The organism is Peptoclostridium litorale DSM 5388 (genome assembly GCF_900141635.1).
In the GTDB taxonomy this organism is placed as follows: domain Bacteria; phylum Bacillota; class Clostridia; order Peptostreptococcales; family Peptostreptococcaceae; genus Peptoclostridium; species Peptoclostridium litorale.
In genome coordinates, this window is record NZ_FSRH01000005.1 from 39348 (window position 1) to 61455 (window position 22108).

Below are 22108 nucleotides of genomic sequence, written 5' to 3' on the forward strand. Positions count from 1 at the left end.
GGCGGTAAGGTTTATGGCTATGGCAAATCCACATCTTAAATATCAGCAGCAGGCGGTTATGACGGCTCCGCCGGAAGAACTTACGCTTATGCTTTATGACGGATGCGTTAAGTTTTTGAGCAGGGCTGAAATAGGACTCGAGGACAACAACATTGAAATGATAAACAACAACCTTGTGAAGGCTCAAAACATAATAAGCGAGCTCAACTCGACCCTCAATATGGACTATGAGGTTTCAAAAGGGCTAAGACCGATATACAACTATCTGCATTCAAGGCTTCTCGATGCAAACATAAAAAAGGACAGGGCGATAGTCGAAGAGGTTAAGGGGTTTATAATAGAACTTAGAGATACTTGGAAAGAGGCAATGAAAATAGCAAGAAGAACCTCTAGATAGGTGGTATGCATATGGATTCCAAGAAGACTATAGCGAGCATTGTAGAGCTTTTGGCTCAAAAGAGGGCTTTGATGAGAAGTGTTTACGATATAACGAAAGAACAAAACGGACAGATGAAAAGGGAAAACATAGATGTATTTCTTGCCAACCTTAAAAAAAGGCAGCTGTTGATGGATGAAATAGATGTCATAGACGCCAAGTTTTACAGGTATTTCGTGCAGATGAAAAAACTCATGGGTGTGGACTCGCTTGACGATGTTGACACACTGAAGCATCCCGAGCTTAAAAGCCTCAAGGACGGAGTCAGAGAGATTCTGGAGCTGGTTAGGGAGATAAAAAGCATTGACGAGCAGAGCAGCTCTATGGCAAACGAGAGTATGGCAAGGCTCAAGGAGGACATGAAGGCTCTGCAGCAAAGAAAGCAAATGGGCAATAAGATTTCGAGCGGGTATGCGTCTACATACAGACATGCCCAGGGAGTATTCATAGACAACAAGAAATAGAATGAAACTTGATTTATAATAGGATAAGGGGGGCCAGCGGATATGGATATTGCTGCACTGTCAACGGTAATGAGTCATATGAAGATTCAGCAGGAGGCAAGCCTGAGCGTTACAAAAATGGCCATGGATACGGCCAAAGAGCAAATGAATGACATGGTAAAGACAATGGAGATGTCTGTGAATCCACATTTGGGAGGAAGCATAGACATAAAGCTATAGCAATGTGTCTGGAAGGAAAAGTGTTTGATATGGGTAACAACAGGTGAATATTTAGAGTTTAAATGGTGATGATCCTTGCAATTTGCAGGGGTCATTTTTTATTGAGGAATTCAGCTGTTTAATCGGAGTTATATGAATCAATGTTTGTATTTTTGATATACTTCCTGCAGTGTTTTGACAACTTTTAAAATTCGACAAACTCTTAAAAAACCAGGGGGATTTTTTTAACATCTTCTTAACAGAAAAATCCACAAGGCGATTGTTGGAATATAAGTTATTCACAGAATTGTCCACACTGTCCACAGGAAATGTGATTCTACCCGTCAAAGGGTGCATGGAAACATTTTTTTTGCAGTATACTTTGTGAATGGCTGCAGAGCTGTATTTTTGAATGATTTCATTCAATTTTTCAAAAAGATTGTTATTAAACCTGTTTTTTTCTTATCTTTAAATTTTTGATTTTAAAACTGTGGATAACAATGACTTATTTCTCTGAGAAACATAAATATTATAAAAGAGCACATCGCTTAATTGTGTTACGCGCGATGTTCGAGGGTAAATATAGTGAATAAGTTTGTAAATCAAAGACATGCGCTTGTCGATAAATATACTTTACATATTAAGGCGGTGTGAGAGATATGGAAGATATGGAGATTTTGAAAAGGATAATAGAAATAGATAGCAGGAGCAGTGAACTGGATGAGAAGACAAACAGGATAATGGACGAAAATGAGCGCAATATAAAAAAAGAGATAGAAGATATGGAGGAAGAGATCATAGGAACAGCAAGATCTGATGGGAAAAAGGAGATGGAAAGGCTTGTTGTTGAAGGGGAAAAAAAAGCCACGGAAATAGAAAAACAGTACGAGCAAATGGAAAGAGAGCTTCAAAAGAGGTTTGAGGAGGCAAAGGAAGATATAGAAAGGGAGATTTTTCACATGACATTTGTAAAAGGAGATGTGTAGATTGCCTAGCGTTCAAAAATATGCCGCTGTGAATACCAAGGCGAGGGCGCTCAAATCAAAGCTTTTGAGCGAGCAGGACTATAAAAACCTAATAGAGAAGAAAAGTGAAAAGGAGATAGTCGCCTATTTGAAGGAAAAGACGGGCTACAAGGAGGCACTCAAGGACATAGACCCAAATAACTATGAAAGGGACGACTTCGAGTTTGCCATAAGAAAGACAATACTACATGACTATGAAAAGATAACACATTTTCTTACAGGAGAGAGCAAGAAGGTGTTTAAAATACTCTCGCTGGTAAGATATGAGGTTGAAGACTTAAAGCTTATACTGAGGTCCATAAGCAGAGGGGAGGATCCAAAGCTAATGGCAAGGAGATTCCTTCATACAAAGAGCTATACAGGGGTAGCAAAGGACGAGCTTATAAGAGCGAAGACTATAGAGGATTTTGTGGAAAGGCTTCAGGGAACCATATACTACAGCCGGCTTAAAAGCCTTACTGCAGAGGACATGGAAAAAAGGCAATTCCACATGGAGATGAACATGGACTATGCTTATTTCAAGCTTTTATTTGACCACACTGAAAAGCTTGATCCATATGACAGGGACATACTTAAAAAGCAGCTTGGGATAAATGTAGACCTTCAAAATATGCAGTTCATATACAGGGCTGTTACATTTTACGATCTTTCACCGGTTGAAATATTCAACTATGCTCTTCCGTTTGGCTATTATTTCAAGGGAAACAGGCTTAAGAGGCTTTGTTCTGTAGGTACTCCGGAAAAATATATGGAAGAAATAAAGGGTACAATATATGCACCGCTTGTGGAGAGGGGAATAAGCGACATATATATGGAAAGAGCCATGTCGCAGGCCCTTTACGAGGACTATACTGCCACTGGGGATATGGATATTTCCCAGGTTATTGAGTACTACCACAGGGTGGAATTTGAAATGAGGGATATAATATCCATTACCGAGGCGGTAAGGTATGGAATTGAATTTTCAACAGCGAGAAAATACCTCATAAGAAGGATTTAAGGGGGGATTATTATGTCAGTAGAAAAAATGGATATGATGACTGTTGTAGGCCCTGTTGAATCCATGGATGGTGTGTTGAAAAGGATTGTACTTCTCGAAAAGGTGCACATAGACAGCTTCGCAAGAAGCACGGGGGAGATGAGCCTTACTCTGGAGATGATAGAAGGGGAGCAGGAAGGAATGTCTGCAATGGTGACTTCATACAGCGACCAACTCGACATGTCCGATCTCGAGAAAAAGCTGGATGTCATACTGAACAGGTTTGCAATCAGTCCTCTAGTAGACAAGTCTGTAGCCCGCGGGGACCATTCATTCAGGAGAAGCAGCATTGAAATAGACTGGATATATTCAAGGATAGAGCCCCTTCACAATGAGATAAAGGAGAGGGAGGAGCGTCTCCAGTCGCTTTTGGAATTCAAGGAAAACATAAAGTATATAACTGGCATGAACATACAAATCGAGCAGCTGAGAAACATGAGATACTTCAGCTACAGAGTCGGAACGCTTTCAAAGGATAAAAGGATCAAGCTGAAGGAAAGCTATGAAAGCATATCCGCGGCCATATTCCACATAGGAAGCAGCGAAATGGAGGAAGTGTACCTTGTTGTATACCCTTCAGACATAGAGGTTGAAACGTCGAATATTCTAAAGTCGCTGAACTTTCACGACATAGAAGTGCCTGTCCAAATATCGGGAAGGCCTGAAAAGGCACTTTCATCGTTAGACAACATGATAGGGAATCTGAACATGGAAATATTCAACCTCAACGAAGAGATGAAGACATTCAAACAGGAGTACGTGCAGGATGTAATAATTTCATACAATATGCTTCTGCTCCAAAGGCAGATGGAGAGAATAAAGATGAAAATGGCATATACGAAGAATTTTTTCATGCTTTCAGGATGGGTTCCATCCAGAGATAAAAAAGAGATACAGCGGTTAATTGAAGAGGCCGATCAAAGGTGCATAGTGACGTTCAAGGAAGGGTGTCAGCTCCAAAAACGGACAAGGCCTCCGACAAAGCTGAGGAACAACTGGCTTACAAAGCCGTTTGAAAACCTGGTGAAGCTTTACGGGGTCCCATCGTACGACGAGCTCGACCCGACATCGTTTCTCGGAATAACATACATGATGCTGTTTGGAGCCATGTTTGGAGACGTAGGCCAAGGCGGGGTGCTGCTTCTAGCGGGACTTTATATAATGAAAAAAAGCAGCAAACTCAGGGCGTATGCGGGAATACTTACGAGGCTGGGAATAAGTTCAATGGTGTTTGGTTTTTTGTACGGCAGCATATTCGGATTTGAACACATACTTCCCGCTCTTTTTATAAGGCCCATAGAAAACATAGACTTTGTGCTTTTGTCTTCTGTTGTTTTCGGGGTTGTACTTCTTCTTTTGAGTTTTGGATACAACATTGCAAACTCCATAAGGCAAAGGGACATAAAGGAAGGGGTATTTGGAAGGAATGGAGCAGTTGGCCTTATGTTTTACATACTCCTTCTCGTGACAATTGTCCAGTATTTTGTAGGGTTTGAAGTCGTAAACATAGCTTACGGAATTACAGCGGCGGCTGTTTTGATAATACTGATGGTGCTTAGAGAGCCTCTATCCAATCTGATAATGAAAAAAAGGCCCCTTTATGATGAGGGGGTTTCTGAGTACTACATTGAAAGTGGATTTGACATAGTAGAGACGCTGCTTAGCATGGTAAGCAATACAATATCCTTTATAAGGGTGGGAGCGTTTGCGCTAAACCATGTCGGGCTGTTTCTGGCATTTTTGACCATGGCAAGGCTTATAGGGAATGTCGCTGGAAGCGCCCTTGTAATAATAGTTGGAAATGTAATAATAATAGCACTTGAAGGGCTTATAGTGTTAATACAGGGATTAAGGCTTGAATACTACGAGCTTTTCAGCAAGTATTTCAAAGGAGAGGGAGTGGAATTCGCCCCTGTGAAGCTTGAAAAGGCCAAGTGATTCTGGCGGGTAGTATTTGTACGTGTATATGAGTAAATAGCGATCCCTGTGAAAAAGCAGGTAAAACATTTTGTGAACTGGAGGGGTAAATTTATGAAAACAATACTTTTTTTAAACGTTATGATAGTCATTGCAACTGTAGCTGCGGGTGCGTATATGGAGTTTTCAAAAAGGACTATTGAAAAGAAAAGGCTTAAATTTGCAGCAAGATGGAGCATGGGAGCCTTTTCATTGCTCATGCTTGCGGCAATAGGGCTGATGGTTCCAGACGTTATATTTGCAGCGGAAGCGGGAGCGGTCTCTTCTGCTTCGGGGCTTGGGTTCATAGCTGCTGCACTTTGTACAGGTCTTGCGACTATAGGCGCAGGATATGCTGTTGGAGCGGTTGGTTCGTCGGCTCTTGGAGCGGTATCGGAAGACCCGAGCATACTTGGAAAGACGCTGATATTTGTGGGTCTTGCCGAAGGGATAGCGATATACGGCCTTATAATATCGATACTAATACTCGGAAGGATATAGAGGCTGTTTGTTAAAGGATTTTATATTGTATTCAGAAGCTATGCGGCTGAATCGTTATACAAGGAGAAGATGATTATGAAGTCTTTTGTAATAAGCGATGACAAGGACACCTGGCTTGCTATGAGGCTTGCCGGAATAGACGGAATAATTGCAAGTGAAAAAAGGGAAATACTCAAGGGGATAGAATCGGCTATATCCGACAAGAATATAGGCATAATAATAATAACAGAGGCAGCTTCACAGAAAGTCAGCGAAAAGATATCAAGCCTAAAGCTCAGCCTTGAATACCCCCTTATAGTTGAAATTCCATCAAGGGAGGGAAGCCTAAGAAAGCCCGACTATATAACAAGCTATATAAAAGAATCCATAGGAATAAAGATATAGCATTGGAGTGAGAGATATGATTACACTTGAGGATAAACTGGAGCTTTTTACAAAGATGGTGTACGAAAAGCTGCACACGGATTCGGAGTGGAAGCTCAAGAAGATGAAAGAAGAAAATGAAAGGCGGCTTTTAGAGAAGAAGGCGCAGCTTACTCAGCAAGCTGAAGAAATATATGAAGACCTTTTGCAAAGGGGAGAACTTAAAAAGAGCGAAATCATATCCCAAGCCCAGACTAAGGGCAGGAAGAAGACGTTGCTCAAGCTAAATGAGTTTGTGGATATAATAGTCGGCGACATATATGCAATGGGAGGTGATTTTACAAAGGGGCAAGAATATGAGGATTTCTTGTATTCAAGGATCAGGCAGGCGTTTGATGAAATCCCTCCAAATGGAGGCGTTGTAATATACATCAGGGATGAAGACAGGCAAATGCATATGGGGATGATTGAAAAGGCAATAAAAGATTCGGGTGGCGATGTAGAAAGTGTAAAATTCGGGGAAATGCAGCCAGGGTGCATAGGCGGAGTGATAATGCAAGATGAGAATGGTTTTTTTAGAATAGACAGCTCTATAGCATCGATTATAGAGGAAAGTCGCGATATGGTAGGAAGGCTCGTATATGAATACCTCGGGGAAAAAGGTGATCTAAATGAACGATAGTGGATATAATCTAAGAAAAGCTCAAAAATGCAAGGGTTCATCTGTAGGGGGAGTCGGCAAAATAGCATCTGTAGGAATGGTAAATGGACCTGTTGTAAGGGGGGACTCTGTAGAGGGGTTCAAGGTCAGGGAGATGGTGATGGTTGGAAAGAAAAAGCTCCTTGCAGAGGTCATATCGATAGAAGGAGAACATGCGGTAATACAGGTTTATGAAGAAACTGAAGGGCTCAAAACAGGGGAGGAGATAGTCCCAACGGGAAAACCGCTCTCGCTGAAGCTCGGCCCGGGAATGATAGGCAACATATTCGATGGCATACAAAGGCCCCTTGAAAGGATGGAAGAGATTTCAGGCGGATTCATATCCGAGGGAATAGGCCTCATATCGATAGACCCGGACAAGGAGTGGGACGTTGAAATTGAAGTGTCCAAGGGAGATATCCTAAAGGGCGGGCAGATTTATGCGACTGTTCAGGAGACAAGCCTTATACAGCACAGGCTTATGGTGCCTCCGAAGGTGTCGGGAGAAGTGGTTGAAGTCAGGGAAAGTGGAAAATACAAGCTGGAAGATGAGGTGGTGATCTTAAGGGACGACTCTGGAGCAGAGCATGAACTGAGACTTTACCAGGAATGGGCTGTTAGGGACCCAAGACCTGTGGAATCAAGGATGACCATAAGCAAGCCTCTTGTGACGGGGCAGCGTGTGCTCGATATATTTTTTCCGTTGGGAAAGGGGGGAACGGCAGCGCTTCCAGGTGGATTTGGGACTGGAAAGACAATGACTCAGCACCAGCTTGCGAAGTGGTCAGATGCAGACATAATAGTCTATATAGGGTGCGGAGAGCGTGGAAACGAAATGACCGAAGTGCTTGAAGATTTTCCAAAGCTTATAGATCCAAAGAGCGGAAAGCCTCTCATGGAAAGGACAATACTCATAGCAAACACTTCCAACATGCCTGTTGCAGCTAGGGAGGCGAGCATATATACGGGTATAACTATGGCTGAATACTACAGGGATATGGGATATCATGTGGCGATAATGGCCGATTCCACATCCAGATGGGCTGAGGCCCTAAGGGAGATATCCGGAAGGCTCGAGGAGATGCCTGCAGAAGAAGGATACCCGGCATACCTGCCTTCGAGGCTTGCCCAGTTTTACGAGAGGGCTGGCTATGTAAGCAGCCTTTGCAAAAAAGAGGGCTCTGTCACCGTGATAGGGGCGGTATCACCTCCAGGAGGAGATTTTTCAGAGCCTGTTACGGAGAATACGAAGAGGTTTGTGAATGCATTTTTGGCCCTGGACAGGAACCTGGCATATGCAAGGCACTATCCGGCGATAAATTATTTAAACAGTTACAGCGGATATATAAAAATGCTATCTGACTGGATGAAGGACAATGTATCTGATAATATAATAGACCTTCGGGCGAAATTCCTTGATATATTGCACGAAGAGAAAAAATTAATGGAGATAGTCGAGCTTGTGGGGGAAGATGTTCTTCCGGATGGACAAAGGCTTACAATAGAGATCTCAAGACTTATAAAAAACGGGTTCTTGCAGCAAAACGCGCTTCACAAGGAGGATACATATGTCCCGCTTGAAAAGCAGTATCTTATGCTACAGACAATAGACATTCTTTACGAAAGGGCTAAGAAAGCGGTGAAAAGCGGAATAGCCATATCGCAGGTCAGAAACGACGCCATATTTTCAAGTGTCGTAAAGATGAAATACAATATTCCTAATGACGATTTTTCGGGCTTTAAAAAGCTCAAGGAAGACATAGATGCATTTTATGACGGACTGGAGAAAAAATACGAGGAATATGCAAAATAGGAGGGATGGCGTTGAAAAAGGAATATTTATTTTTAGACAAGATAGAGGGCCCTCTTATAATGCTTTCTGGTATAGAGGGCGTCTCATATGGAGAGATAATAGACATAATTGTCGATGGAAGTGAAAAGCGAAGCGGCAAAGTGGTGAAAATAGACAAAGATGTTGTAATAGCCCAGGTGTTTGAGGGAACCTCGGGGATATCCACGAGAAATTCAAGCGTGCACTTTACGGGAAATCCGCTGCAAATACCGCTTTCAAGGGAGGTGCTTGGAAGGGTTTTCGACGGAGTTGGAAGGCCCATTGACGGAGGGCCGGTAATATATACAAAGGAGCATTACAATGTCAATGGAAACCCTATAAACCCGGTGTCAAGGGAGTATCCCCGGAATTTCGTCCAGACAGGCATATCTGCGATAGACTGCCTTACGACTCTTATAAGGGGGCAAAAACTTCCCATATTTTCAGGAAACGGGCTTCCGCACAATGAACTTGCAGCCCAGATAGTAAAGCAGGCCAGGATAAGCGCGGATGTGCAGGAGAATTTCGCCATAATATTTGCGGCAATGGGCGTGAAGCATGACGATGCCGACTATTTCAAAAAGACATTCGAGCAGTCGGGAGCCCTTGAAAGGGTAGTCATGTTTATAAACCTTGCTGACGATCCTGTTGTGGAAAGGCTTTCTCTTCCAAGATGCGCACTTACAGCTGCCGAATACCTGGCGTTTGAAAAGGACATGCATATACTAGTGATACTTACGGACATTACAAGCTATTGCGAGGCTTTAAGGGAGATATCGTCTGCAAGGGAAGAGGTCCCTTCGAGAAAGGGATACCCGGGATATCTTTACAGCGACCTCGCGACGCTTTATGAAAGAGCTGGAATGATGAAGGGCAGGAAAGGCTCCATAACGCTTCTTCCGATACTGACAATGCCAAGCGACGACATAACCCATCCGGTGCCCGACCTCACAGGATATATAACCGAAGGGCAGGTTGTGCTTTCAAGAGACCTTTTCCAAAAGAATATATATCCGCCTATAAACGTTCTGCCTTCGCTTTCGAGGCTCATGAAAGACGGAATAGGAGAGGGGTATACGAGAGATGACCACGACGAGATAGCAAACCAGCTCTTTTCATCTTATTCAAGGGTACAGGAGGTACGGGCCCTCGCACAGATAATAGGCGAGGAGGATCTTTCGGAGATGGATCAAAGATATATGGAGTTTGGCAGAAAGTTTGAAAATACGTTTTTGTCGCAGCAGTTCAATGAAAACAGGGACATAGAGCAGACTCTGGACAAGGCTTGGGAGACGATATCTATACTGCCTCTTGACGAGCTTGACAGATTAAAGCCTGAAACGATTGGAAAATATCTTGGAGAATCAGGAAAAAGTGAAGGGAGCTGATGGCTTTGAATTTAAACATGGCCCCTACAAAATCCAATCTTATGAAGCTTAAAGGCTCTCTTGAATTTTCCCAAAAGGCGTTTGAACTCCTGGACAAAAAGAGGAATGTGCTTGTAAGGGAGATGATGGGGCTTGTCGAACGTTCAAAGGAAATACAGGAAGAGATGAGGGTTTCTTTTTCAGAGGCCTACAATGCTCTTGAGATTGTCAACATAACAATAGGCACTGAATATGTTGAAGAGCTGGCCCTTTCAGTCCAAAAGGACGAGGACTATGAAATACTGCTTCGAAGCGTAATGGGAGTTGAAATACCAAGCGTTAAATTTGAAGAAAAGCCGCTTTCGCCAAACTACGGCTTCTACAGGACCAACCCGGCGTTTGACATAGCAGTCACAAGGTTCAGGCGCCTTAGATACCTTATATACGAGCTCACCCAGGTTGAAAATTCGGTATACAGACTTGCAGTGGAGATAAAAAAGACCCAAAAGAGGGCCAATGCCCTTGAAAAAATACAAATACCAAGATACAAGGCGCAGGCGAAATACATTCAGGAGCTGCTTGAAGAAAAGGACAGGGAGGATTTTTTCAGGCTGAAAAGGGTGAAGAGCAAAAAATAATAAATGTTGGTTTCAAAACGCTTCGCTTGGGTAACTATAAGATATACACGATTTACAACTAAATATACATTATTTTAGTTCGAGCAATACACAATTTCAGTCACATAAGGGGGAAGTAATTATGAAAATAACAGTAAGCGGAAAAAACATACAAATAACAGACCCACTAAGATCTGCGGTAGAATCGAAGCTGGTTAGACTGGAAAAGTATTTTAATAAGGAAATAGAGGCCAAGGCCACTCTTAGCACACAAAAAAATCTTCAAAAAATAGAGGTTACAATACCGGTTAATGGAACAGTCCTCAGAGGAGAAGAAGTCCAAGAAGACCTTTATGCTGCTATAGACCTTGTCGTAGACAAGCTTTCAAGACAGCTTAGAAGATATAAGGAAAAGCTTAAGGACAAAGAGCACGAGACAATAAGATTTGAGAATATAGAGGGCTTCACTCAAATAGAAATGGAAGAAGCTCCTGAACACAGCATAGTCAGAAGAAAAAGAGTTGGGCTTAAGCCTATGATGGAGGAAGAGGCAGTAATGCAGATGGATCTTCTGGGGCACACTTTCTTTGTATTCCTTAATGCAGAGACAGACGAAACAAATGTGGTATATAAGCGTAAAGATGGAAATTATGGTATAATAGAACCTGAATAAGAATACTGACATTTTATAAAAAGAGTAGACTGGGGGAGAAAGCATATTGCTTCTCCCCTTTTTGGGTGCTTGGGAAGATATGCTCTTAGGTTGTACGTAGTATGGATAAAAGGTATACAGGGAGGAATTGATATGAACAAGGTGAGAAAAGCGGTTATTCCTGCGGCGGGTCTTGGGACGAGGTTTCTGCCGGCTACAAAGGCTCAGCCGAAGGAAATGATTCCAATAGTTGACAAGCCTACGCTTCAGTACATAATAGAAGAAGCAGTGAGTTCTGGAATAGAGGACATACTTATAATAACTGGAAGAAACAAAAAGTCCATAGAAGACCATTTCGACAAGTCTGTTGAGCTTGAGATGGAGCTTGAAAAAAAGGGGAAGGAAGAACTCCTGGATATGGTAAGGAGTATATCCCAAATGGCAAACATATACTATGTAAGGCAGAAAGAGCCGCTTGGGCTGGGGCATGCAGTTTATTGCGCCAAAAGCTTTGTGGGAGACGAGCCTTTTGCGGTCCTTTTGGGGGATGACATAGTGGATTCTAAGACTCCGTGCATAAGACAGCTGATGGAGGCATACGAAAAGTATGAGTCTTCAATACTCGGAGTTCAAAATGTGGCTATGGAAGATGTGAATAAATATGGTATAGTTCAGGGGCAGTCCGTGGGATCGGGGGTATACAGAGTCGAGGATCTTGTAGAAAAACCAAAAGCCTCAGAAGCCCCCTCGAATATTGCAATACTAGGCAGATACATAATAACACCGGCTATATTTGACATACTTGCCAGGACTCAAAGGGGCAAAGGTGGGGAGATACAGCTTACAGATGCACTCAAGGAGCTTTCGAAAAATGAGGATATGTATGCGTGCGTATTCGAAGGCAGAAGATATGACGTAGGAGACAAGATGGGGTATTTGGAGGCCACTATAGACTTTGCGCTCAAGGACGATAAGCTTGGGAAAAGACTTTTTGAGTACATGAAAAAAACTGTGGAGGAAAACGCATAAATTGTTGAAGTTTAATAAAAATTTAATATTTGTTTTAGCAAGTGTTAATAAAGGTGTATTATCATATAAAATAAGCAGAGATATAGATAATATTCATATGGATATTTCCCTGTCCAGGTTGACAAAATATGCCTTTGGACATAAAATTTTAATTGTAAAAACATCCGACCGGCGAGTCGGAAACGGGGGAATATATTATGAAAAATAAAAATGTCAGTTTGCTTTTAGTAATGACGATTGTATTATCTGTAGTTCTTTCAGGCTGCGGAAAGAAGGAAGAGATAAAGCCGCAGGAAAAACAGATAGCAGTCGAGGTTCAAACGGTATCGAAGAGAAATATAGAAGTTAAAACCGTGCTTTCGGGAAAAATACTTCCGGCAGAAGAAGCAAGTGTTTCGCCAAAAGTCTCAGGACAGATAGAAAATATATATGTGGAGATAGGCGATTATGTAAAAAAAGGAGACGTATTGTTTGCAATAGACAGCCAAAACTATCAGGCTCTGTTCAATCAAGCGCAGGCTTCATATTTTTCGGCTGAGTCTTCTTACTTGGCTGCGTCTGCAAGGATGGAAAATGCAAAGCTGAATCTGGACAGGAACAGAGAACTTTATGAAGCTGGTGCCATATCAAAGCAGCAGTATGAAAATATGCAGCTTCAGGCTCTGGACAGTGAACTGGAATCTGCAGGATACAGTGTTGAAAGCGCCAGGGCATCAATGGAAAACGCCAAAATTGCACTGGCAAATGCAGTTGTAAGGGCGCCTATATCGGGGAAGGTAGCAATGGTAAATGTGCAAACTGGCGACATGGCTTCGCCCGGAATTAATGCTGTTACAATAACAGATGCGTCGAGGGTTGAGATAGAAACGTCGGTTTCGGAAAATCTCATAAACAAGATAAGCACAGGAGAAAGTGTAGAAATAAGAATAGAATCGGCATCTACAAAGCCTATTAAAGGCAAGATAAGCGCACTTGCGCAGTCGACTACTAGTGAGACCATGACATATCCCATAAAGATAGAAATTGACAACAAAGACGGGATCATAAAACCGGGAATGTTTGCAGAGGTAGATGTTGTGACTGAAAGTCAAAAAGGTGTCACTGCAGTCCCATCAGAGGCTCTTGTTGTAAAAGACGGCATGGCAAAGGTGTTTGTGGTTGAAGATGGAGTTGCGATTTCAAAAGAGGTTGAAACGGGAATGGACGACGGCCAGTATGTCAAGGTTGAAAAAGGTATCTCACAGGGAGAGCAGGTTGTGGTGAAGGGCCAAAACTATATAGATGAAAACAGCAAGGTAACTATAAACGGACAGGAGGCGAAGTAATGAATCTGCCGAATATGTCCGTAAGAAGGCCTGTGACAACGCTCATGTTCATGCTCATAGCAATACTTATAGGAACCGTTTCACTTACAATGCTTCCGGTAGACCTTTATCCTGAGATAGAGGTTCCGGTCGCAATAGTGTCTGTGGACTACAGCGGTGTTGCACCTGAAGAAATGGAAACTCTTGTGACAAAGCCAATAGAACAGTCTGTGGCGACGGTGAGCGACCTTAAGGCGATTACATCCTATTCAAGAGAAGGCAATTCCATAGTCGTTGCAGAATTTGAGTATGGAACGGACATGGATTTTGCGGCCCTTGAAATGAGGGAAAAGGTGGACCTTGTAAAAGGGGCTCTGCCAGACGACTCGTCTAATCCACTTGTGCTGAAGATAGACCCGAATTCAACACCTGTGATACAAATAGGGGTTTCTGCCGACATGGAGATAGGCGAGCTGAAAAGGCTTGTCGAAGACGAAGTGCAGTCCAGGTTTGAAAGGATAGAAGGGGTCGCGTCGGTAGCTGTGTCCGGAGGAGAGGACGAAGAGGTCAAGATAGAACTTAATCCGGAAAAGCTATACGGATACGGACTTTCCATAGGGGACATACAGTCGATTCTAAGATCTGAAAACCTGAACCTTCCAGGCGGAAACATAAAAAATGGAGAAAAAGAGCTGCTTGTAAGGACTACAGGTGAATTTAAAAGCATCGATGAGATAAGGGATCTTCCGGTAGTACTTGAGGGATCACAAGTCATAAGGCTCTCCGATGTTGCCCGTATAGAGCGGGGATATAAGGAAAGGGACAGCATATCCAGGCTCAACGGCAAAAACAGCATAGGAATATCAATTACAAAGCAGTCCGTTGCAAACACAGTAAAAGTGGCGGAAAATGTGCTGAGCGAGCTTTCAAGCGTAAAAGGCGATTTTGAAGACATAGAGTTTGTAATAGGCTTTGACCAGTCTGAATTCATAAACAAGTCCATATCCAATGTAACCCAAAATGCGATATTTGGAGGGGCTTTGGCAGTGGTTGTGCTGTTTTTATTCCTGAGGAATATAAGGTCGACTCTTATAGTTGGAACGGCCATACCAATATCAATAATATCAACGTTTGCACTGATGTTCTTCGGCGGACTGACAATAAACCTCATATCGCTTGGAGGGCTTGCGCTTGGAATAGGCATGCTTGTTGACAACTCCATAGTAGTACTCGAGAATATATACAGGTTCAGGGAGGAGGGAAAAGGAAAGGCTGACTCTGCGGTAGAGGGTGCAAAAGAGGTTTCGATGGCCGTATTTGCATCCACAATGACCACAATAGCAGTATTTCTTCCAATAGTATTCGTAAAGGGATTCACGGCGATAGTGTTCAAGCAGCTTTCGTTTGCGGTAGTGTTTTCCCTTTTGGCATCTCTTGTAGTGGCGCTTACAATAGTTCCTATGCTCTCGTCTCAAATTCTTGAGATAGGGGAGAGGAAGCAAAGGATTCACAAGGGGATCAGCCTTGGACGACTCCTTGACATGTTTACCAGATTTATAGAATTTCTGGACTCAATATATGGCAGAGTGCTCCACTTCGTACTTGGCCACAGAAAGACCACGGTTGCGATAGCTGTAGGAACGTTCCTGTCGTCTATTGTGCTTGTGGGAATGGTCGGAGGAGAGTTCTTCCCGGCGGAGGACGAGGGCCAGTTTACAGTCGCAATAGAGATGCCTTTTGGAACCAGCATAGAGGATTCGGATGAAGTGGTCACAAAGGTCGAGGAGATAGTGAAGAACATACCTGAAAAGGAGAAGGTATTTTCAAGCGTGGGATCTTCAGGCGAGTTTTCAAGAAGCGCAGCCAACCAGTCTTCCGTAAGCGTAATGCTTGTAGACCAAAAGGACAGAAAGCGCTCTACTAAGGAAATAGTAAATGAAGTGAGAAAAGACATTGAAGGCATTGCAGGGGCGAAAATAAGTGTTGCGGAAAGCTCTTCAATGGGCGGAGGGGGACCCCAAAGAGCGGCAATAGAGCTTGAAATAAAAGGGGACGATCTTGAAATTCTAAAGACGCTTGGACAGGATTTTGTAGACATTATAAAAAGTGTACCTGGAACGGCAGAGGTTACAAACGATACGGAAGAAGGAGATCCAGAGGTCAGAATACATGTGGACAGAAAAAAGGCTTCATATTACGACATAACGGCACATGATGTTGCAAATACCGTGGATGCGGCCATAGACGGAGTCAAGGCCACTACGTTCAAGACCGGCGGAGATGAGATAGACGTCACAATTTCAATGGATGACAGGGTTAAAGAGTCAATTGAAAACATGAAGCAAATACTCATAAGCTCAAACAAGGGCGATACCGTTGCTCTTGGGCAGATAGTCCATATAGAGTATGGAAACTCACCTACACAAATTGCAAGAGTCAACCAGACTAGGACGGTAACTGTGGGCTCGCAGCTCGGCGGAAGGGACCTCAAGTCTGTGACAGACGACATAAAGAAAAAACTTGAGCAGTATCCCCTGCCTTCGGGCTACAGCTACGAATTCAAAGGACAGCAGCAGGACATGGCAGAGGCGTTTTCAAGTCTTGGGCTTGCGCTGATACTTTCCATAATAATAGTATATATGATACTTGCATCGCAGTTTGAATCACTGATACATCCGCTTACTGTAATGCTGTCGGTTCCGTTTGCACTCTCAGGGGGATTCATAGGACTGTTCATTACAGGAAGGGCGCTTTCAGTGCCTGCGCTGATAGGGGTAATAATGCTGGCGGGTATAGTTGTAAACAACGCTATAGTGCTTGTCGATTATATAAACCAGCTTAGAAAGCGGGGAATGGAAAGAAGGGACGCCATAGTAAAGGCTGGATTTACAAGATTCAGGCCCATACTGATGACAACACTTACAACGGTTCTCGGACTGCTCCCACTGGCTCTTGGGCTGGGCGAGGGGGCGGCTACTCAGGCGCCTATGGCAACGGTTGTAATAGGAGGACTGACGTTTTCGACGCTTTTAACACTGGTATTCATACCTGTTGTATATACGATATTTGACGATGGCATAAATAGGGCAAGGCTGTTTAAAATGAAATTCAGGAAAAAGGAGAAAGAGGTGCATTAGATGGAAATATCTAGAGGTGTAAAAAGAGGTGCAATGGGAGTTCTTGCCGCATTTTTGATACTTGCATCGAGCATATTCACATATGCCGAGGATGGCACGGATTCTAAAACAGTACAGACGGCAGAGAAAACTGATGATTCAAAGGTTGTACTGCTGTCGATTGAGGACGCCATAGAAGAGGCTATAAAAAATTCCGATGCAGTGGAGATATCAAATCTCGAACTTGAGACGAAAACAATAGAGTTGAAAGAGGCCAAAAATAACGAAAAAAACTATAGGGATAGTGATTATTCGCCAGGGACGGTACAGGGAATTCAGCTGGGCAGTAAGTTTTTTTCCACGGCTGCGGATTATGCTCTTGAAGAAGAAGCCATAAAGCAGAAAAAGACTGTGGAAGACATAAAGTATAGCACTACAAATGCATATTACGGAGTACTCAATGCAAAGAGCGCGCTAGATGCGGCTATAGACAATCTTGACAATTCAAAGAGAAGCCATGAGATAGTCTCTAAGAAATATGAGCTTGGAGTTGTCTCGAAATCAGATCTTTTAATAGCACAGTATTCTCTTGACGAGGCAGTTGCATCCATGGAAAATGCCCAAAATTTCTATAAGAATGCAACAATGGCGCTGGACATGATAATAGGAAGGCCGCTTGATACGGAGCTTGAGCTTACAAGCACATACGCCAAGGAAGGCTTTAGTGCAGACATCAAAACGGATATCCAAACTGCCTATGATTCAAGGCTTGACGTTAAGCAGATGCAGCATGGATATGAGCTTGCGAAGCTGGACTTTGAAACCAATTCTGTGAAATATACTTCAAATACATTTGTATACAAAAAGAAGGAACTTGCTGCGAAAAAGGCAGAACAATCGCTTGACGACCTTAAGCTTAATGTAGAGTTCGACATAAAGCAAAAATACAATGAGATAACGACTAAAAAGAGGAACATTGAAATCAAAAATGCTGCTTTGGAAAAGGCAAAAGAGGCTCTAAGGCTTACGGAACTTTCATATGACGCAGGTTACAAGACAATACTTGATGTGAGAGAGGCAAGGAATACTCTTTATTATGCACAGCTTGGGTATGACAGCGAGGTTTCACAGTACAACCTGTCGATAATAGATTACAACAAGGCAGTAAATATAGGCGGGAACTAAGACTCATTTAAGGGGGAGCTGCGGCTTCTCCTTTTATTTTGGAAAGAAAAGACTTATAATATAACTGTGAGTATAATCCATGTCGTCAGTAGGTGGCGAGTGACATATCAAGGAGGCATAAATATGAGTCAGTGGGTCAAAAAGGGAATAGCTATACTTATAGCAGTGATATTTGTAGTAACGAGCATACAGTTTTCATTCGGGGCAGAAAAATTCACGGACATGTCAACACACTGGTCAAAGCAATATGTGGATGAGATGGTTGGAAAGGGCATACTTTCAGGATATCCAGATGGGAAATTCAAGCCTGAAGAAGCCATAACCAGAATGCAGGCGCTGGTTGCGATATCAAGAATGTTTGAGCAGTCAGAGGTGGACAGCATATACAATTCAAACAAGAGCAAATACGAGAGCGACTTTAAAGAATATTCCATTCCGACATGGGCTCAAAAACCCCTTGTATTTTGCATTGAAAAGGAGATATTCCTTAGAAATTTTATGGACAACGGTAAATTGACAAGCTCATTCAGCATTTTGGTCAAAAATGGGAAAGAATCCCCTGCGCAGAGGTGGGAGGTGGCCATATACATAGGAAAGGCACTCGGATACAGCGACAAGGGCAAGGTTTATGTACTTGATTTTGAAGATGTAAAAGACATACCGTCAAGTGCAGTGCCGTATATAGGAGCGCTTGTTGAAAAGAAAATAATAAGCGGACAGACTAAATATCCAAGCGACAAGCTTATGTTCAACCCATACGGGGCTGTAAAAAGAGGGGAAATGGCAAAGATACTGAAGCTTTCGAATGACATAATATCAAAGAAAGGGTCATCCTCTAATTCTTCAAATGAAAGCAGCGGCAGTGATGCTTCAAATTCATCAGATGCAAGCAAAGACAATGAGGCTGATACTTCTGATGATGCCATAATGACCATAAGTGGAGAGGTTTATTCGGTAACACAAGCTAGCGGAGATACTCTTCTTATGATCGAGACTTCAAAAGGGACAAAGCTTTCATTTAAAAACAATACTGGCAGCGTAGTTGTGAAGCTTGGAGAAAAAAAGGCAAGTGTGTCTGATATTGCAAAAGGCGATAATGTAAAAATAAGAGTATCGGGAGACAAGCTTGTATCTGTAGACATAGAGGAAAGAGAAGAGAGCGTTGAAGGGTATTTTGTAAAGGCGTATTTCAATTTAGGGACTGACGGACTTAGCAGGACTTTCATACAGGTCAAGGACGGCAAAAATACAAGGGAGTTTGCAATAGACGGCAGCAGCGATATCGAAATAGACGGAAAGGATTCAAGCGTATACGACATACAGGAAGAAGACAGGGTAGAGGTCGAAATTGAAAATGGAGTTGTTGACAGCCTCAAGGCGTTTTCGAAGTCTGGAAGGCTGACTGGATTCGTAAAAGAAGTAAATGCAAGCAAAGACTACATGATACTAGTTGACGAGGATGACGATGACAAGGAATATAAATTTGATATAGACGATGATGTGGATGTTAAGCGGAATAACGACAAAAGCGGAACTCTTTCAGACATTAGGGTCGGAGACAAAGTTGAAATAGAGCTTGAATATTCTGTTATAGTGGAAATAGATGCAGAGAGTGTATCTAAAGATGTTGAGGGTATAATAAAAGAGATAATAATATCGAGTGAGCCTAAAATAACAATACTCGATAAGAATGACAAGCTCAAAACATACAGGGTTTCGCCTGACTTTGAGGTGGAAATAGACAACGACAGTGCAGGGCTTTACGATTTGAGGCTTAATTACGAGGCCAAGCTTGAGCTTGAAACAGACCTGGTGACAAAAATCGAATGTGATGACGAAATAATGGTATCGACAATCACGGGAGAAATAGAAGATGTCGACACCGGAGACAATATAATAAGGATAAGGGACAATAGGACTAACAAGTCTGTATATGTAAGATACAAATCAAGCACAACGATGGAAAACTACAATGGAAAAAGCATGGATGAAGATGATTTTGACGAAGATGATATAATATCAGTAATAGGTGAAGACAAGCTAGGCTCTATAAGCGCAGACAGGATAATAAAGATCCAGTAAACTTAATGGAGTAGTCTGAATATTAAAATCGGATTGCAATGCCTCGTGCAAGCGAGGCATTGCTTAATTCTGAATGGTAAACATATTTACAAAACTGCTATGTACAAAAATATATATTATGGAGGAATGATATGAACAAAAAAGGACTTTCGGATTTTCTTGAGGCATACAATTTCATAGAGGACATATCGGGAAAAAACATAGTAAACATAATAAAGACTACAGAAATAATAAGGCATGTATATGATGAGCTTTTTTCAAAATATGGAATATCGGAGCCCAAGTTCAGGGTACTTCTCATACTTAGCATTGAAGAAGATGGAATGGCTCTTTGTGACATAGGAAAGAGAATGCTTGTAACAAGAGCAAATATGACGGGGCTTGTAGACAGGATGGTAAAAGAAGGTCTGGTTGAAAAGAAAGTAAACCCTGAGGACAAGAGATCCATAAAAGCATACCTTACACCGAAGGGGATAGACCTGTTTGAAAGCGTAAAGGACAAACATATTGAATTCAGCGAAAAGATGACCCGATCTCTCAGTGAAGAGGAAAAGAAGCAGTTGTCACATCTTTTACAAAAGCTTCAAAGAGGAATAGTGGATTCTTTTGAATAAAGGAGGTGCCAGATTTGAAGAGCAAGGTTGCGACAATGGTTTTAGCGGCAGCATTATTTAGCTGCCAGACGGCTGAATATCCTGCATATGCAAAGGATATGATAAATATGCAAGAAAGTTTGAACGAGGAATCTCTCGCAGATATTCAAAAAAAAGAAGATAAGGTATTTGTGATGAGTTTGGAGAAAGCCGTAGAAATTGCAATGGAAAACAATATGGATATTAAGGCGCTCGAAGTTGATAAGAAAAGCGCACAGCTGCAAAGGGAGATAGCCGAGCGTGCAGAGAGAAAGATAAGGGACGGGGATAAAGACCTTTCAGATGCGAGGGAGCAGTTGCACTCGATTGAAAGCATTGCTGGTGCAATTCCGGATGGGGTAACGCTGGGAGAGCTTTCGCAGGACAAAAGGGTAAAGCAGCTCCTTGAAGAGCACCCCGAGCTTTCGGGTTTGGACAAAAAAGCTCTTGAAGAAAATGTCATAGAGCCTGCGAAGGATTCAATAGACTCAGGAAGCATGAAGATAGACTCGGGGGTCCAAAGCATAAACGACTCAATAAAGGACAAGCTGGATATTTCGACAAGCGCTTATTTGTCAATGAATTCGGCAACCGACGTGCTTACGACAATGGCACAGCTTCAAGACGAGGTGACAAGTGCGGGATATGAAGTGGCAAAGAAAAAGGTAGCTCTTTTGGTTAGAAAAAACTACTATGATGCGATAAAGGCACAAAAGATGGAGATGCTTAAAAAAGTAGCTCTGGAAAGGGCTAAAAGGCAGTATGAAATAGCCAAAGCCTCATATGAAGAGGGAATGAGGGCGAGGGATGATCTTTTGCTTGCCAAAATACAGATGAACCTTTTTGAAGTGGAATTTCAAAAATCACAGATGGAAAGAAAAAATGCATATACAGAGCTTAAAAAAGTAGTGAACACAGGATTTGAAAATGACATAAGGCTTGTGGAGGATTTTCAGGCAGAGCCGGATGAAGTCATGGACTTGGAAAGCGGAATAATGCAAGGGCTTCAAAAGAGAATTGAGATTAAAAAATGCGCAGCACAGTATGTAGTGGACAAGATGAATTACGAAATGGTGGCCAAGGGTTATCCGGAAAACACTTATCAAAACAAGGAAGCCAAAGCGGCAATGGAAAAGTCGGCTGTGGAGCTTGAAAAGATGCAGATAGAAGTTGAAAGTGAAATAAGGCAGTCATATGAGACTTTTGTTTCGGCAAGGAATATGATTTCTTATACAAAGGGAATTGAAGAGGATGCTCAAAAAGCCCTTGAAATCGCACAGCTCAGGTATGAGGAAGGATATGGAATTGAAAGCGCAGCGCTTAAATCCGAAGGACTTTCGGATTTTGCGGGAACAATAGTCGAGGTGACATCGGCACAGGAAAGGCTTGCAAAGGTTGAAGAAACTGTAGTACATATTATATTCAGCTATAATATGGCAAGGGATAAATATCTTACGGATATAGGAACTTACTAGAGCCGTAGAATATTTTGAACTGAAATGGATGATTGAAAGCCGGATTCCTTTGCAAAAAAGGAGACCGGCTTTTGCATTAGCCATGGAATTATGAAATTACAGGTGTTTTCGAATATTATTTCTTGTAAAAATAATA

At 42.3% G+C, this 22108-nt stretch carries 21 protein-coding genes; all 21 read left to right on the forward strand.

The window, feature by feature from the left end; genetic code table 11:
* The first annotated feature begins 13 nt into the window (after positions 1-13).
* The 21 genes from fliS to BUQ87_RS06040 all read left to right on the forward strand — a co-directional run bounded on the left by fliS (position 14) and on the right by BUQ87_RS06040 (position 21972).
* Complete coding sequence (gene fliS / locus BUQ87_RS05940; RefSeq protein ID WP_038265923.1) at positions 14-397, forward strand: flagellar export chaperone FliS; 384 nt, start codon at positions 14-16, stop codon at positions 395-397.
* Positions 398-408: 11 nt separating this feature from the next.
* On the forward strand, positions 409-900 hold the full coding sequence (gene flgN, locus BUQ87_RS05945) for a flagellar export chaperone FlgN (RefSeq protein ID WP_038265926.1): 492 nt from the start codon (positions 409-411) through the stop codon (positions 898-900).
* Positions 901-942: 42 nt separating this feature from the next.
* Entirely contained in the window at positions 943-1119 is a 177-nt protein-coding gene (locus tag BUQ87_RS05950; protein WP_074210055.1) for a YjfB family protein, read from the forward strand.
* 638 nt (positions 1120-1757) lie between these two features.
* The gene (locus tag BUQ87_RS05955) at positions 1758-2084 is read left to right on the forward strand and encodes a hypothetical protein (protein WP_038265927.1); all 327 of its coding nucleotides are present in this window, start codon (positions 1758-1760) and stop codon (positions 2082-2084) included.
* A 1-nt stretch (position 2085) separates the two neighbouring features.
* Entirely contained in the window at positions 2086-3123 is a 1038-nt protein-coding gene (locus BUQ87_RS05960) for a V-type ATPase subunit (RefSeq protein ID WP_038265930.1), read from the forward strand.
* Between the two features lie 12 nt (positions 3124-3135).
* The gene (locus BUQ87_RS05965) at positions 3136-5100 is read left to right on the forward strand and encodes a V-type ATP synthase subunit I (RefSeq protein WP_038265933.1); all 1965 of its coding nucleotides are present in this window, start codon (positions 3136-3138) and stop codon (positions 5098-5100) included.
* 93 nt (positions 5101-5193) lie between these two features.
* Entirely contained in the window at positions 5194-5619 is a 426-nt protein-coding gene (locus tag BUQ87_RS05970; RefSeq protein ID WP_038265935.1) for an ATP synthase subunit C, read from the forward strand.
* A gap of 75 nt (positions 5620-5694) precedes the next feature.
* On the forward strand, positions 5695-6003 hold the full coding sequence (locus BUQ87_RS05975) for a V-type ATP synthase subunit F (protein ID WP_038265938.1): 309 nt from the start codon (positions 5695-5697) through the stop codon (positions 6001-6003).
* A gap of 16 nt (positions 6004-6019) precedes the next feature.
* Complete coding sequence (locus BUQ87_RS05980; RefSeq protein ID WP_038265940.1) at positions 6020-6664, forward strand: V-type ATP synthase subunit E; 645 nt, start codon at positions 6020-6022, stop codon at positions 6662-6664.
* Between the two features lie 76 nt (positions 6665-6740).
* On the forward strand, positions 6741-8495 hold the full coding sequence (locus BUQ87_RS05985) for a V-type ATP synthase subunit A (protein ID WP_038266289.1): 1755 nt from the start codon (positions 6741-6743) through the stop codon (positions 8493-8495).
* Between the two features lie 11 nt (positions 8496-8506).
* Entirely contained in the window at positions 8507-9901 is a 1395-nt protein-coding gene (locus BUQ87_RS05990; protein WP_038265943.1) for a V-type ATP synthase subunit B, read from the forward strand.
* A gap of 5 nt (positions 9902-9906) precedes the next feature.
* The gene (locus tag BUQ87_RS05995) at positions 9907-10518 is read left to right on the forward strand and encodes a V-type ATP synthase subunit D (RefSeq protein ID WP_200774446.1); all 612 of its coding nucleotides are present in this window, start codon (positions 9907-9909) and stop codon (positions 10516-10518) included.
* Between the two features lie 121 nt (positions 10519-10639).
* Complete coding sequence (hpf, locus tag BUQ87_RS06000; RefSeq protein ID WP_038265949.1) at positions 10640-11170, forward strand: ribosome hibernation-promoting factor, HPF/YfiA family; 531 nt, start codon at positions 10640-10642, stop codon at positions 11168-11170.
* A 132-nt stretch (positions 11171-11302) separates the two neighbouring features.
* Entirely contained in the window at positions 11303-12178 is an 876-nt protein-coding gene (gene galU / locus BUQ87_RS06005) for a UTP--glucose-1-phosphate uridylyltransferase GalU (RefSeq protein WP_038265952.1), read from the forward strand.
* 4 nt (positions 12179-12182) lie between these two features.
* A complete protein-coding gene (locus BUQ87_RS06010; RefSeq protein ID WP_207647173.1) occupies positions 12183-12386 on the forward strand; it encodes a hypothetical protein in 204 nt (67 codons plus the stop codon).
* Positions 12376-13503 (forward strand): efflux RND transporter periplasmic adaptor subunit, encoded by a 1128-nt coding sequence (locus BUQ87_RS06015; protein ID WP_038265957.1) that lies wholly within the window; start codon positions 12376-12378, stop codon positions 13501-13503. The genes BUQ87_RS06010 and BUQ87_RS06015 overlap by 11 nt, the downstream gene beginning before the upstream one ends.
* Entirely contained in the window at positions 13503-16619 is a 3117-nt protein-coding gene (locus tag BUQ87_RS06020; protein WP_038265960.1) for an efflux RND transporter permease subunit, read from the forward strand. Before BUQ87_RS06015 ends, BUQ87_RS06020 begins: the two co-directional genes overlap by 1 nt.
* A complete protein-coding gene (locus BUQ87_RS06025) occupies positions 16620-17783 on the forward strand; it encodes a TolC family protein (protein ID WP_038265963.1) in 1164 nt (387 codons plus the stop codon). It begins immediately after the preceding gene.
* Positions 17784-17906: 123 nt separating this feature from the next.
* Positions 17907-19865 (forward strand): S-layer homology domain-containing protein, encoded by a 1959-nt coding sequence (locus BUQ87_RS06030; protein WP_038265966.1) that lies wholly within the window; start codon positions 17907-17909, stop codon positions 19863-19865.
* Positions 19866-19996: 131 nt separating this feature from the next.
* A complete protein-coding gene (locus BUQ87_RS06035; RefSeq protein WP_038265967.1) occupies positions 19997-20479 on the forward strand; it encodes a MarR family winged helix-turn-helix transcriptional regulator in 483 nt (160 codons plus the stop codon).
* 14 nt (positions 20480-20493) lie between these two features.
* On the forward strand, positions 20494-21972 hold the full coding sequence (locus BUQ87_RS06040) for a TolC family protein (RefSeq protein ID WP_038265969.1): 1479 nt from the start codon (positions 20494-20496) through the stop codon (positions 21970-21972).
* Positions 21973-22108 lie beyond the last annotated feature (136 nt).